8 protein-coding genes and 2 pseudogenes are annotated in these 13,554 nt (G+C 71.1%); 5 read left to right on the top strand and 5 right to left on the bottom strand.

The window, feature by feature from the left end:
• Positions 1-5 precede the first annotated feature (5 nt).
• Positions 6-527: pseudogene (locus ACWGR4_RS32270) on the bottom strand (ferric reductase); the annotation flags it as partial.
• Between ACWGR4_RS32270 and ACWGR4_RS32275 the strand changes: the two are divergent.
• Positions 486-1,379, top strand: a pseudogene (locus ACWGR4_RS32275) (sensor histidine kinase); the annotation flags it as partial. The pseudogenes ACWGR4_RS32270 and ACWGR4_RS32275 sit on opposite strands and share 42 nt — an antisense overlap.
• Positions 1,380-1,469: 90 nt before the next feature.
• On the opposite strand, the gene ACWGR4_RS32280 reads toward ACWGR4_RS32275, so the two are convergent.
• The gene (locus ACWGR4_RS32280) at positions 1,470-1,901 is read right to left on the bottom strand and encodes an Hsp20/alpha crystallin family protein (RefSeq protein ID WP_452133590.1); all 432 of its coding nucleotides are present in this window, start codon (positions 1,899-1,901) and stop codon (positions 1,470-1,472) included.
• Between the two features lie 301 nt (positions 1,902-2,202).
• On the opposite strand from ACWGR4_RS32280, the gene ACWGR4_RS32285 reads away from it, so the two are divergent.
• The 4 genes from ACWGR4_RS32285 to ACWGR4_RS32300 are packed head-to-tail and all read left to right on the top strand — an operon-like array spanning position 2,203 to position 7,781.
• Positions 2,203-3,246, top strand: coding sequence for a zinc-dependent alcohol dehydrogenase family protein (locus tag ACWGR4_RS32285; RefSeq protein ID WP_452133591.1), 1,044 nt, complete (start codon positions 2,203-2,205; stop codon positions 3,244-3,246).
• 50 nt (positions 3,247-3,296) lie between these two features.
• Entirely contained in the window at positions 3,297-4,313 is a 1,017-nt protein-coding gene (gene gap / locus ACWGR4_RS32290; protein ID WP_452133592.1) for a type I glyceraldehyde-3-phosphate dehydrogenase, read from the top strand.
• Between the two features lie 40 nt (positions 4,314-4,353).
• Positions 4,354-7,056, top strand: a complete 2,703-nt coding sequence (ppdK, locus tag ACWGR4_RS32295; protein ID WP_452133593.1) for a pyruvate, phosphate dikinase — start codon at positions 4,354-4,356, stop codon at positions 7,054-7,056.
• Positions 7,057-7,112: 56 nt separating this feature from the next.
• A complete protein-coding gene (locus ACWGR4_RS32300; protein ID WP_452133594.1) occupies positions 7,113-7,781 on the top strand; it encodes a helix-turn-helix domain-containing protein in 669 nt (222 codons plus the stop codon).
• A gap of 86 nt (positions 7,782-7,867) precedes the next feature.
• Here ACWGR4_RS32300 and ACWGR4_RS32305 read toward each other — a convergent pair whose 3' ends face one another.
• From ACWGR4_RS32305 to ACWGR4_RS32315, 3 genes are all read right to left on the bottom strand, one after another.
• A complete protein-coding gene (locus ACWGR4_RS32305) occupies positions 7,868-8,065 on the bottom strand; it encodes a hypothetical protein (protein ID WP_452131791.1) in 198 nt (65 codons plus the stop codon).
• 285 nt (positions 8,066-8,350) lie between these two features.
• The gene (gene adhE / locus ACWGR4_RS32310) at positions 8,351-11,023 is read right to left on the bottom strand and encodes a bifunctional acetaldehyde-CoA/alcohol dehydrogenase (protein ID WP_452131792.1); all 2,673 of its coding nucleotides are present in this window, start codon (positions 11,021-11,023) and stop codon (positions 8,351-8,353) included.
• 112 nt (positions 11,024-11,135) lie between these two features.
• The gene (locus tag ACWGR4_RS32315; RefSeq protein ID WP_452131793.1) at positions 11,136-13,505 is read right to left on the bottom strand and encodes a phosphoketolase family protein; all 2,370 of its coding nucleotides are present in this window, start codon (positions 13,503-13,505) and stop codon (positions 11,136-11,138) included.
• Positions 13,506-13,554 lie beyond the last annotated feature (49 nt).

Raw genomic sequence — 13,554 nt, forward strand, 5'->3', positions numbered from 1 at the left:
CGGATTCACAGGGCGAACGACTCGTGGTGGATGCGCCGTCGCGGTACGCCTGCGGCGCGCAGCGCGGGGATCACCGTGTCGATCATTCCGGCCGGGCCGCACACGTAGACGTCGTGGGCGGCCAGGTCCGGTATCAGCGTGGACAGGGATCGGGCGGTGAGTACGGCGCCGGGCTCCGCGGCGGTGTCGACGAGGTAGTGCACGCGCGCATGCCGGGCCGCGGCGATGGCGTCCAGTTCGGCGCGCAGTGCCAAATCCTGCGGTCGCCGGGCCCGATAGATCAAGGTCACCTGCCCGGGAAGGGTCTCGAACAAGGCCCGCAGCGGAGTGATCCCCACACCACCGGCGAGCAGCAACACCCGGGGGGCGGTACGACGGGCGGCGGTGAAGGCGCCGTACGGGCCCTCGGCCCACACGCGTGTGCCGGGCGTCAGCCGCGCGAGCGCCGCGCTGTGCGCGCCGGTGGCCTTGACGGTGATGCGCAGACCGGCGGGGTGGGCGGGAGCGGACAGCGAATGTCGCTGCGCCCGTTGCGCGAGGTCGTCGATACCGCGACCCGCGTGGCGGAACTGCCGTTGGCCGGCGGGGAGGTGGCGATGCCCGCGCCGATCGCCGACACCGACCCGCGCACCGAGGTCGGCCGGGTCGGCATCGCCCTCAACCGGATGCTGGGGCACGTGGGCGACGCGCCGGCCCGCCGCCAGGCCAGTGAGCAACGCCTGCGGCACTTCGCCGCGGACGCCAGTCACGAATTGCGCACCCCGGTCGCGAGCGTACGCGGTCACGCCGAACTCGCCCTGCGCCACCCCGGACCGATGCCGCCGCAGGTCCGTCACTCCCTGGAACGCATCCAGGCCGAATCGCAGCGCATGAGCGCACTCGTCGACGATCTGCTGCTGCTCGCCCGACTGGACGCCGGTCGCCCGCTCGTCCACGAAACGGTGGACCTCACCCGCCTGGTACTCGATGCCACGAGCGATGCCCGCGCGGCCGGCCCCGAACATCACTGGGTCCTGGAGGTGCCCGACGAGCCGGTGACGGTCACCGGTGACGAACACCGCCTCCAGCAGGTGGTGGCCAACCTCCTCACCAACGCCCGGGTCCACACCCCGCCCGGAACCGAGGTGACGGTACGCCTCGGCGCCGACGCCGCGCACGTCGAACTGGGTGTGTCGGACGACGGACCCGGCGTGCCGATCGCCGCCAGAGCGCACATCTTCGACCGCTTCACCCGCGCCGATCCCGGACGTTCGCGCGCCACCGGGTCGACCGGACTGGGCCTGGCCATCGTCAAGGCGGTCGTCGGCGCACACGGCGGAACCGTCGCGTTGACCGATCGGCGGGGGTGTACCGAGTTCCTGGTACGACTGCCCCGTTGACCGGCAATCGAACGGTTGCCTGCGCGACAGTTCCGAAACGCGAACCGGTCGCAGACCTCGACGAGGTCTGCGACCGGTGATCCGACGCACCTACTTGCCGGTGCTCACGGAAATCTTGCGGCTCTCGTGCTTGTCCTCGTGGAGCGGGACGATGACGGTCAGGATGCCGTCCTTGTAGGCAGCCTTGATCTCGCTCTCCTTGGTGCCGACCGGGAGTCGGACGCTGCGGCGCGCGGAACCGTACCGGAACTCCGTGTGGTGCTTGCCCTCGCTCTCCTCGGCACGTTCGGCGTGGATGGTGAGGACGCCGGAGGTCACGGTCAGTTCGAGGTCCTTGTCCGGGTCGATGCCGGGCAGTTCGGCGCGGACGACGTAGGCGCCCTCATCGACGTACGCCTCGATGCGCATGCCCTGGGCCCCGGACCAGCCGCTCTGGTACGTCGGGAAGCCGCTTTCGAGCCAGTCGACGAGGTCGGGGATGGTTACCACGCCCGGACGACGGAGGAGTGCCTTGCTCATCATGGGATCCCTCCTCTGGGGTTGACGACTCCAGCACACCGCGTGAGCGGCGGGCCGCGCTCGTGCCGTTGGGCCCGAATCCCGCGGACCGGTCGACTCCATTCCCGTGCCGGTGGACCCGACGACGAAAAGACGCCCGTCCGGTCGCGATCGTCGAGCACCCGCCGCCCACGAGCGCCGCAATCGGGACAACGTCATGTCCGTCGGCCCCCTCCGTCGGGCCACTCGGCCCTATGACGGTCGTCCGCGCGTTGTGACGCTGGGGTGGAAAGCGTTACCGCTCACGTTCGGAAAGGTGGACGTCATGAAGGCCCTGACCTACCACGGCACCGGACTTCACCGCTGGGAGGAGGTGCCCACGCCCACCGTTCGCGACCCTCAGGACGCGGTGGTTCGCGTGGACGCCGTCACCATCTGCGGCACCGACCTGCACATCCTCAAGGGCGACGTGCCCGAGGTGGCCGCAGGCCGGATCCTTGGGCACGAAGCCGTCGGCACGATCACCGAAGTCGGCACCGGTGTGCGGGGGTTCGTCCGCGGCGACCGGGTGCTCGTGTCGTGCATCTCCTCGTGTGGGCGCTGCCGCAACTGCCGTACCGGTGCCTACGGACAGTGCTCGGGGGGCGGCGGCTGGGTACTGGGTCACCTGATCGACGGGACCCAGGCCGAGTACGTGCGCGTGCCGTTCGCGGACACCTCCCTGTACCGACTCCCGGACGACGTCGGCGACGAGCAGGCCCTGATGCTCGCCGACATCCTTCCCACCTCGTACGAGGTCGGCGTGCACAACGGGCGGGTGTCCCCCGGCGACACCGTGGTCATCGTCGGAGCCGGCCCCATCGGCCTGGCCGCCATCGCCACCGCCCGGCTCTTCACCCCCTCGCGCATCGTCGCCGTGGACCCCTCGTCCGCACGTCGAGACGCGGCGAAGGCGTTCGGTGCCGATGTCGTGCTCGACGTCCCCGAGGCCACGCTCGACGCTCTGTGCGCGCTCACCACGGACGGGCAGGGGGCACATGTGGCCATCGAGGCCGTCGGCGTGCCCGAGTCCTTCGAACTGTGCACCCGCCTGGTCCGCGCGGGCGGCCACGTCGCCAACGTCGGCGTGCACGGCCGGCCCGCCACCCTGCACCTCGAAGACCTGTGGATCCGCGACCTCACCATCACCACCGGCCTGGTGGACACCACCAGCACACCGCTGCTCCTGGACCTGCTCGCCGAGGGTCGACTCGGCACGGAAGGACTGGTCACCCACCGGTTCGGCCTCGAAGAGATGCCGACCGCCTACGACGTCTTCTCCCGCGCGGGGGAGACCGGCGCGCTCAAGGTCGCCCTCTTCCGCACTTGAACACCACCCCGTTCCAGCCGCGTTCCACGAGATCCGAGGAGGATCCCGCGATGACCGTCCGAGTGGGAATCAACGGCTTCGGCCGGATCGGCCGCAACTACCTGCGGGCCGCTCTGGGCCGCGCCGACGCCGGCACGACGCCCGTGCAGGTGGTGGCGATCAACGACATCGCCCCGGCCGCCACGCTTGCGCACCTGCTGAAGTACGACTCCACCTACGGCACCCTCGCCCGCGCGGTCGAGGCCGACGGCGACACGATCCTCGTCGACGGCGTCCCGATCGCCGTCACCGCCCACCGGGACCCGGCCGCCCTGGCGTGGGACACACACGGCGTCGACGTCGTGATCGAGGCCACCGGGCTCTTCCGTACCCGCGAGGACGCCGGGGCACATTTGAAGTCCGGCGCCGCCAAGGTGCTGCTCTCGGCGCCCGGTCGCGGCGTGGACGCCACGATCGTGATGGGCGTCAACGAGGGCGACTACGACCCGGACACCGACCACGTCGTCTCGGCCGCCTCCTGCACCACCAACTGTGTCGTGCCGATGGTCAAGGTCCTGCACGACGCCTTCGGCATCGACCGCGGCCTGATGACCACCATCCACGGCTACACCAACGACCAGTCCCTGCTCGACGCACCCCACAAGGACCTGCGTCGGGCCCGCTCCGCCGCACTGAGCATGATCCCCACCAGCACCGGCGCGGCCCGCTCGGTGGGCTTGGTCCTGCCCGAACTGGCCGGCGCCCTGGACGGCATCTCGGTCCGGGTACCCGTCGAGGACGGCTCGCTCACCGACCTGACCCTGATCCTGCGCCGCCCGTCCGACGCCGCGGGCGTCAACGCCGCGTTCGAGGCGGCGGCGGAGGGCCCGCTGAGCGGCATCCTGCGCGTCTCGCACGTGCCGATCGTCTCCCGGGATGTGATCGGCGACCCGCACTCGTGTGTCGTCGACGCCGAACTCACCCAGGTCAACGGCGACTTGGTGAAGGTTTTCGGCTGGTACGACAACGAATGGGGCTACACCAACCGCCTGCTCGACCTGACCGAGTACGTCGCCACCCGTCTGTGACCCGCCACGTCACACGACCTCGCAGGAAGGCCGGCCGGCCATGACCACCGCGTACGTGTACGACTTCACCGAAGGCTCCAGGGAACAGGCCGCGTTGCTCGGCGGCAAGGGCGCGAACCTCGCCGAGATGACCCGGCTCGGACTGCCGGTGCCGCCGGGGTTCACGATCGGCACGGACGCGTGCCGGGCCTTCCTGCGCACCGGGCGCCTGCCGGAGGGTCTGGAGGAGGAGATCGACGCCCACCTCGCCCGTCTGGAGCAGGCCATGGGGCGGCGACTGGGCGACGCCGACGACCCGCTGCTGGTGTCGGTGCGCTCGGGTGCGCGCTTCTCCATGCCCGGGATGATGGACACGATCCTCGACGTCGGACTCAACGACGCCTCGGTGCTCGGCCTCGCCAAGGCCACCGGCCGCGAGCGCTTCGCCCGGGACTCCTACCGGCGCCTGGTCCAGATGTACGGCACCACCGTCCTCGGTATCGACGCCGTTCGCTTCGAGGACGTGTTGACCCGGCGCCGGCGAGAGGTCGGGGCCGGGGACGACCTGGGCCTGGATGCTCGTCAACTCGCGGAAACCGTCCGGGAGTTCCAGGGAATCATCCACGACGCGACCGGCGATGAGTTCCCGCAGGATCCGCGCGAGCAGCTGCGGCGCGCGGTGGTGGCGGTGTTCGAGTCGTGGAACGGCGAACGCGCCGCGGTCTACCGTCGCCGCGAGCACATCCCGGACGACCTCGGCACCGCCGTGAACATCCAGGCCATGGTCTTCGGCAACCTGGGGCCCGACTCCGGCTCCGGCGTCGCGTTCACCCGCGACCCGGGTACCGGCCGCCCCGGCGTCTACGGCGACTACCTGCCCGACGCGCAGGGCGAGGACGTGGTCTCCGGCGTGCGCGACGCCCTCGCGCTCGACGAGTTGGAGCGCCTGGACCCGGATTCGTACGGCCGACTGCGCACGTACCTGGCCCTCCTGGAGGCGCACTACCGCGACCTGTGCGACGTCGAGTTCACTGTGGAGCGCGGCCGGCTGTGGGTGTTGCAGACCCGGGTGGGCAAACGCACCCCCGAAGCCGCGTTCCGGATCGCCTGCGCGCTCGTGGACGAGGGCGTGATCACCTGGCCCGAGGCCCTGTCCCGGGTCGGCGCCGGGCAACTCGACCACCTCACCTTCCCGCGCTTCGACGCCGACCCCGACACCCCGGCCCTCGCGCACGGCGTGCCGGCCTCGCCCGGAGCCGCGGTCGGCGCCGTCGTCTTCGACGTGGCCGAAGCGGTGCGCCGGGCCGAGGACGGCGAACACGTGGTGCTGGTCCGCCACGAGACCAGCCCCGACGACCTGCCCGGCATGATCGCCGCCGAAGCGGTCCTCACCGGCCGGGGCGGCAAGACCAGCCATGCGGCGGTGGTCGCCCGCGGCATGGGCAAGGTGTGCGTGTGCGGTGCCGCCGACCTCGACATCGACCCCGAACAGCGCCGATTCACCACCGCCGACGGCACCGTGGTCGAGGAGGGCACCGTCGTCTCCGTCGACGGCACCGCCGGCACCGTGCACCTCGGCGCGCTGCCGCTCGTCGCCTCCCCGGTCACCCACTACCTGGAGACCGGAACCCGGTCGGACGGCATCGTCGACGCCGTCGCCCGCTGCCTCGAACACGCCGACCAGATCCGCCGGATGGACGTCCTGGCCAACGCGGACACCCCCGAGGACGCGGCCCGCGCCCGCCGCTACGGAGCACACGGCATCGGCCTGTGCCGCACCGAACACATGTTCCTGGGCGATCGCCGCCGCCTGATCGAGGACATGATCCTCGCCCGCACCGACGACGAACGCGACACCGCCCTGGAAGCCCTTCTCCCGCTCCAACGCGACGACTTCATCGGCATCCTCGCCGCCATGGACGCACTGCCGGTCACCATCCGCCTGATCGACCCGCCCCTGCACGAATTCCTGCCCGACCACACCGAATCGGCCGTGCGCATCGCCCGCGCACACGCCCTCGGACAACGACCCGACCCACGCGACCTGCGCCTGTACGAAGCCGGCGAACTGCTCCACGAGGAGAACCCCATGCTGGGCCTGCGCGGGGTGCGCCTGGCGCTCGCCGTACCGGGCCTGATCGCCACCCAGGTCCGCGCGATCGCCGAGGCGGTCGTCGCCCGCGTGCGGGCCGGCGGCGATCCGCGCGCGGAGATCATGATCCCGCTCGTGGCCACCGCGGCCGAACTGCGCATCGCGCGCACCGAGGTGGAACGGGTGCTCGCCGAGGTCCGCGAACGCACCGGAGTCGACGTGCGCTGCCCGATCGGCACCATGATCGAACTGCCCAGGGCCGCGCTGACCGCCGACGAGATCGCCCGCTCGGCCGACTTCTTCTCCTTCGGCACCAACGACCTGACCCAGACCACCTGGGGCCTGTCCCGCGACGACGCCGAGGCGTCCTTCCTCACCGCCTACCTCGAACGCGGCATCCTGCCCGTCTCCCCGTTCGAGACCATCGACCGCGACGGCGTCGGCCGCCTGGTGCGCACCGGCGTCGACCTGGGCCGCGCCACGCAACCGAACCTGCGCATCGGCGTATGCGGAGAACACGGAGGCGACCCCGACTCGATCCACTTCTTCGACGAGTGCGGCATCGACTACGTCTCCTGCTCGCCGTACCGCCTCCCCGGCGCCCGCCTGGAGGCCGCCCGAGCCGCGATCGAGCGGACCGAGCCCGGACCCGCCCGACCCGACTCCGACTGAGCAACACCGAGGACCGTTCGCGTCGACACGACGGCCCCGTCGCGAAGGAGCATCCCATGGACAACGAGACGGCCGGCACCCGCCTTCCCGACATGGTCGACATACCCCGCAACATCCGACGCCGGCGCGAGCAACTGGGCCTGACCCGGGCACAGGTCTGTGCCCGGGCCGGCCTGCCCCCGAAGTGGCTCGTGGAACTCGAGGCCGGAGACGCCCCGCTGTCCCGCGCCGCCCTCGGCGGCCTGGCCGTGGCGCTGAAAACCAGCGTCGCCGCCCTCGTATCGGGTGCCTTCGATCCGCCGGAGCCCGCCGTACCCGACACCCGCAGCCTGATCGCGATGAGCGAGAAGGAGTGCTACGCACGCCTGGCCGGCCACGAGGTCGGCCGGCTCGCCGGCGGCCTGGACCACACACCGTTCGTACTGCCCGTCAACTACGTGCTCGACGGAAGGGAGATCGTCTTCACCACCCGCCCCGACTCCCCGCTCGCCCACGTCCGGGGAACGACGGCCTTCGAGGTGGACGACGTGGACCGCTACGCCCGACTGGGCTGGAGCGTCCTGGTCATCGGCGTGGTCGAACCCGTCACCGACCCCGTCGAGATCGCCGGGCTCGCCGAAGCGGGCGGCGGCGCCTGGCCCGCCCGCCGCGGCGAACTGTGGTTCCGGATCCACCCGGGCCGCGTCACCGGACGCCGGCTGCGCCCGGGCCCGGTGCGACGGTGACGGACCCCGGGGACGCCGTGAACGACCGACCGCCCGAGCCTGGACGTCAGGCTCGGGCGGTCGGGCGGTCGGGTGATTGTGCGGGATCAGGGCTCCGGCGCCGGGACCAACACCACCGGGGTGGCGCTGTGGCGCAGGCGGTACAGCCCGGTGGGGCCGGGGATCGTGGGGCATTCGATGCCGCTGGTGCCCAGTACGAGCAACCGGGCGTCGCGTGCGCGGGCGACCAGGACCTCGGCGGCGCCGCCGGCCGGCACGCCGCCGCGCCGCGAGGCCACGTCCATCCGCCCCGTGTATCCGATTCGCCGCGGCCACGACCCTTGTCGCCGCGCGGCGTGTGCGAGCCGGTGGTCAGGACCGCCAGGCGCTCGCGGTACTCCTCGGTGTAGATCTCGCCCCGGGCGTAGCGCTGTGCCGATACCTCGGTCGCCGACGGACCGGCCGGCTCCGGGGGTCCGTGATGCCGAACCGTTTCCGTTTCCGTTGTGCGTCGAATGTTCGGCGAACGTCGGAGCGGATCGGCCCACCCGGCAGGGCCGATCGACCCTGCCGAATGCCGCCGGGGTTGCCTACGACGCGGGGGTAGGGGCCGTGCCGTAGTAGGCGTTGCGCATGAGGGTGGTCATGTCGTCGAGCATTGCCATCCGCGGGTTGGCCGGGGCGCATTGGTCCTCGTAGGCGTTGAGTGCCTGGCGGGGGAGTGCGTCCAGGAATGTCTTCTCGTCGATGCCCAGGGCCTGGAACGACGGTTCGATGCCGACACGTTCCCTGAGTCGTTCGACCGCGCCGGCCAGGGACCGTACGCCTTCGGCCGGGGTCGCGGCGGGAAGGTCGAGGATTCGGGCGATGTCGGCGAAGCGCTCGGGCGCCCGGTAGTGCTCGTACTTGGGCCAGCCGGCGAGCTTGCCGGGAGGACCGCCGTTGTAGCGGATGACGTGCGGCAGCAGGACGGCGTTGGTGCGGCCGTGGGCCACGTGGAAGGTGGCGCCCAGAGTGTGGGACATGGCGTGGACGATGCCGAGGAAGGCGTTGCCGAAGGCCATGCCCGCGATGGTGCCGGCGTTGTGCATCTTCTCGCGCGCCTCGGGGTTGGCCTGCCGGTCGTTGACCGCGCGTTCGAGGTTGTCGAACACGAGCCGGATGGCGTGCAGGGCGAGGCCGTCGGTGAAGTCGTTGGCGTAGACCGAGACGTACGCCTCGATCGCGTGGGTGAGGGTGTCCATGCCGCTGTCGGCGGCCAGGGCGGGCGGCAGTTCCGCGGCCAGCAGCGGGTCCACGATGGCCACGCTCGGGGTGAGGGCGTAGTCGGCCAACGGGTACTTCTTGCCGGTCGCGGAGTCGGTGATCACGGCGAACGGGGTGACCTCGGCACCGGTGCCGGACGTGGTCGGTACGCACACCAGCCGGGCCTTTTCGCCCAGGACGGGGAAGCGGAAGGCGCGCTTGCGGATGTCGAGGAACTTCTGTCGCATGTCGGCGAAGTCGACGTCGGGCTGTTCGTACAGCAGCCACATGACCTTGGCCGCGTCCATGGGGGAGCCGCCGCCGAGGGCGAGGATGGTGTCGGGCCGGAAGGTGCGCATGAGGTCGGCGCCGCGCCGTACCGAGTCGATGCTGGGCTCGGGCAGCACGTCGTCGATGATCTGTATGGTGACCGGCAGCTCGCGCGAGTGCAGTACGTGCCGGACCCGGTCGACGTAGCCGAGGCGGGTCATGGTCGCGTCGGTGACGATGGTCACCCGGTGGACGTGCGGCATGTCCGCCAGGTAGCGGATCGCGTGGGGTTCGAAGTAGATCCTGGGCGGGATCTTGAACCACTGCATGTTGTTGCGGCGGGTGCTCACGCGCTTGACGTTCAACAGGTTGACCGCCGAGACGTTGTTGGAGGTCGAGGTGCCGCCCCAGGAGCCGCAGCCCAGGGTCAGCGAGGGCAGCAGGCCGGTGTAGATGCCGCCGATCGCACCCTGGGAGGAGGGCGCGTTGACGATGATGCGGGCGGTCTTCATGTGTCGCCCGTAGTCCTCGGCGACGACGGGATCCTCGGTGTGCACGACGGCGCTGTGTCCCATGCCGTGGAAGGCGACCATGTCGGCGGCGAGCGCGAAGCCGTGTGCGCGCGAGTCGGCGCGCAGCACGGCCAGGACCGGGCACAACTTCTCGCGGGTCAGCGGCTCCTGCGGCCCCACCCGGTCGGCGCGGGCCAGGATCACGGTGGTGTCCGGGGGTACGGTGAAGCCCGCCTGGGCGGCGATCCACGCCGGGCTCTGCCCCACCGCCGCGGGATTGACCCGGGGTTCGCGGCCGGGGCCGGTGCCACCGCTTCCGCTCGCGCCGAAGAGGTAGGTCTCCAGCCTGGTCTTCTCGTCGTCGGTGGCCAAGTGGGCGCCCAGGGCGGCGAATCGGGACAGGGCCGCGTCGTGGATGTCGGTGTGCAGCACGACGGCCTGCTCGGAGGCGCAGATCATGCCGTTGTCGAACGCCTTGGACAGCACCACGTCGTTGACCGCGCGGCGCAGGTCCACGTCGCGGTCGATGTAGGCGGGTACGTTGCCGGCGCCCACGCCCAGGGCCGGCTTGCCCGCGGAATAGGCGGCCTTGACCATGCCCTCCCCGCCGGTCGCCAGGATCAGTGCGACCCCGGGATGCCGCATCAGCGCGGTGGTCGCCTCGATCGAGGGCGTCTCGATCCACTGCACGCAGTGCTCGGGCGCGCCTGCGGCCACGGCCGCGTCACGCACCACCCGGGCGGCCGAGGCGCTGCAGCGCTGGGCGGAGGGGTGGAAGGCGAAGACGACCGGGTTGCGGCTCTTGAGAGCGATCAACGCCTTGAAGATCACGGTGGCCGTCGGGTTGGTCACCGGGGTGACCGCGCATACGACCCCGACGGGTTCGGCGACCTCGACCATGCCGGTGATCTCGTCCCGGGCCACCACGCCGACGGTCTTGAGATCGCGCATGCTGTCGGTGGTGTACTCGCAGGCGAACATGTTCTTCGCCGCCTTGTCCTCGAAGACGCCCCGCCCGGTCTCGTCCACCGCCTCGCGGGCCAGTCGGGTGTGCTGGTCCAGGGCGGCGACGGACGCCTTCTTGACGATGTGGTCGATCTGCTCCTGGGTGAACGCGTCGTAGGCGGCCAGGGCTTTGGCGGCGTCGGCGACGAGGGTGTCCACCGCGGCGCCGATGTCGGACGGACCGGGGTCCGCGGTGAGGGCGGGTAAGGCGGTGGCGGCGCGGCTGCTCATGGCGGGGTTTCTCCTTGGTCTCGGTGCGGGGCGGCTCATGGAGGGGCCCGCGAAGTGTCCGGTCGCGCGACCCGGTTCGGGTGGTGCGGTCACTTCGCGGGCCCGGTTCGACTCAGTGCCGCGGCTTGCGGATGTCCGTCGACCAGGTCCAGTCGCGTACCTCCGGCATGTCCTCGCCGTGTTCGAGGATCCAGGCGTGGTGTCGGGTGCGGGCGTCGACCATGCTCTGGCGTACCGTCGCGGCGCGGGTGCCCAGGCCGGGGACGCGGTCGATGACGTCGATCACCCGCTGGTAGCGGTCCATGTCGTTGAGCACGACCATGTCGAACGGGGTCGTCGTGGTGCCGTACTCCTTGTAGCCGCGCACGTGCAGGTGGGCGTGGTTGTGCCGGCGGTAGGCGAGGCGGTGGATCAGCCACGGGTAGCCGTGGTAGGCGAAGATCACCGGGACGTCGGTGCCGAACAACGCGTCGTATTCCCGGTCGGGCATGCCGTGCGGATGCTCCGTCTCGGGGACCAGCCGCATCAGGTCGACGATGTTGACCACGCGCACGCGCAGTTCGGGCAGGTGACGGCGGATCAGGTCGACGGCGGCGAGGGTTTCCAGGGTGGGCACGTCGCCGGCGCAGGCCAGGACGACCTCGGGGTCGCCGTCGTCGTTGGAGGCCCACTCCCAGATCCCGGCGCCGCGCGTGCAGTGCAGGACCGCCTCGTCCATGGTGAGCCAGTCGGGGGTCGGCGTCTTGCCGGCGACGATCACGTTGACCAGGCCGCGGCTGCGCAGGGCGTGATCGCCCACCGACAGAAGGGTGTTGGTGTCCGGGGGCAGGTAGACGCGGACGACCTCGGGGCGCTTGTTGATGACGTTGTCGACGAAGCCGGGGTCCTGGTGGGAGAAGCCGTTCTGGTCCTGACGCCAGACGTGGGAGGTGAGCAGGTAGTTGAGGGAGGCGATGGGTGGGCGCCAGTCGATCTCGCGGCAGGCGTGCAGCCACTTGGCGTGTTGGTTGAACATCGAGGACACGATGTGGGTGAATGCCTCGTAGCAGGAGAACACGCCGTGTCGGCCGGTGAGGAGGTAGCCCTCCAGCATGCCCTGGCAGGTGTGTTCGGACAGGATCTCCACCACGCGCCCGTCCGGGGCCAGGTGGGTGTCGAGATCGGTGACCGGCTCCTGCCACGCCTTGGCGGTGGCCTGGTAGACGGCGCCGAGGCGGTTGGACTCGGTCTCGTCCGGGCCGAACAGGCGGAAATCGCGGCGGGTTGCCGTCCGGGCGAAGACCTCGCGCAGCAACTCGCCCAGCGCACGCGTGGGTTCAGAGGAGGACGCGCCGGGCTCGGAGACCTTGACCGCGAAGTCGTGCAGGTCCGGCATCGGCAACTCGCGCAGCAGAGCGCCGCCGTTGGCCTCGGGCACCGCACCGAGTCGGGTGTCGCCGGTGGGGACGTTGGCGAGCACGATCGGGGTGGGGTGCCCGTCGGTGTCGAAGAGTTCGTCGGGGCGGTAGGACCGCATCCACGCGTCGAGCAGGGCCAGATGTTCCGGGTTCTCGCGCACGCCGGCGAGGGGGACCTGGTGGGAGCGCCAGGTGCCCTCGACGGGGGTGTCGTCGACGGTGTGCGGGCCGGTCCAGCCCTTGGGGGTGCGCAGCACGAGCATCGGCCATCGGGGGCGGGTGTGCGCGGTCGCCTTGAGGTGCGTGATCTCGTCGAGGGCTTCTTCCAGGGCGGCGGCGAACCGGGCGTGTACGCGGGCGGGTTCGTCGCCCTCGATGTGGATGGGGCGCCAGCCGTACCCGGTGAGCAGCGCGTCGAGTTCGGCGCGCGGCATGCGGGCGAGCAGCGTCGGGTTGGCGATCTTCCAGCCGTTGAGGTGCAGGATCGGCAGGACCGCGCCGTCGGTGCGGGGGCTGAGGAACTTGTTCCCGTGCCACGACGCGGCCAGTGGCCCGGTCTCGGCCTCGCCGTCGCCGATCACGCACGCGACGACCAGGTCGGGGTTGTCGAAGGCGGCGCCGAACGCGTGCGAGAGGCTGTACCCGAGTTCGCCGCCCTCGTGGATCGAGCCGGGTACGCCGGGGGCGATGTGGCTGGGCACGCCGCCGGGCTGGGAGAACTGCCGGAACAGGGTGGCCATGCCGGCCGCGTCCCGGGGGACGTTCGGGTGCCGCTCGCTGTAGGTGCCGTCCAGCCACGACGCGGCGAGCGCGGAGGGGCCGCCGTGTCCGGGGCCGGTCACGTGGATGGCGTGGGTGCCGCGTTCGCGGATCACCCGGTTCAGGTGCGCGTAGATCAGGTTCAGGCCGGGCGAGGTGCCCCAGTGCCCGAGCAGCCGCGGCTTGATGTGCCCGGGCCGCAACGGCTCGGCGAGCAGCGGATTCTCGCGCAGATAGATCTGTCCCACGGCGAGATAGTTCGCCGCCCGCCACCACGCGTCGACCATCGTCAGATCCGGTGCCTCGGGAGTCGTGGCCATCGTCATCGTTCGTCCTCTCGTCCGTCGTCGTGGTTCCGCTCTGCCCACACGCTCG

The sequence above is a fragment of the Embleya sp. NPDC055664 genome (genome assembly GCF_053618075.1).

Excerpts from the sequence above, each read along its gene's own strand:
- ACWGR4_RS32280 (WP_452133590.1), bottom strand. The coding sequence starts at position 1,901 with ATGATGAGCAAGGCACTCCTCCGTCGTCCGGGCGTGGTAACCATCCCC.
- ACWGR4_RS32285 (WP_452133591.1), top strand. The coding sequence starts at position 2,203 with ATGAAGGCCCTGACCTACCACGGCACCGGACTTCACCGCTGGGAGGAG.
- gap (WP_452133592.1), top strand. The coding sequence starts at position 3,297 with ATGACCGTCCGAGTGGGAATCAACGGCTTCGGCCGGATCGGCCGCAAC.
- ppdK (WP_452133593.1), top strand. The coding sequence starts at position 4,354 with ATGACCACCGCGTACGTGTACGACTTCACCGAAGGCTCCAGGGAACAG.
- ACWGR4_RS32300 (WP_452133594.1), top strand. The coding sequence starts at position 7,113 with ATGGACAACGAGACGGCCGGCACCCGCCTTCCCGACATGGTCGACATA.
- ACWGR4_RS32305 (WP_452131791.1), bottom strand. The coding sequence starts at position 8,065 with ATGGACGTGGCCTCGCGGCGCGGCGGCGTGCCGGCCGGCGGCGCCGCC.
- adhE (WP_452131792.1), bottom strand. The coding sequence starts at position 11,023 with ATGAGCAGCCGCGCCGCCACCGCCTTACCCGCCCTCACCGCGGACCCC.
- ACWGR4_RS32315 (WP_452131793.1), bottom strand. The coding sequence starts at position 13,505 with ATGACGATGGCCACGACTCCCGAGGCACCGGATCTGACGATGGTCGAC.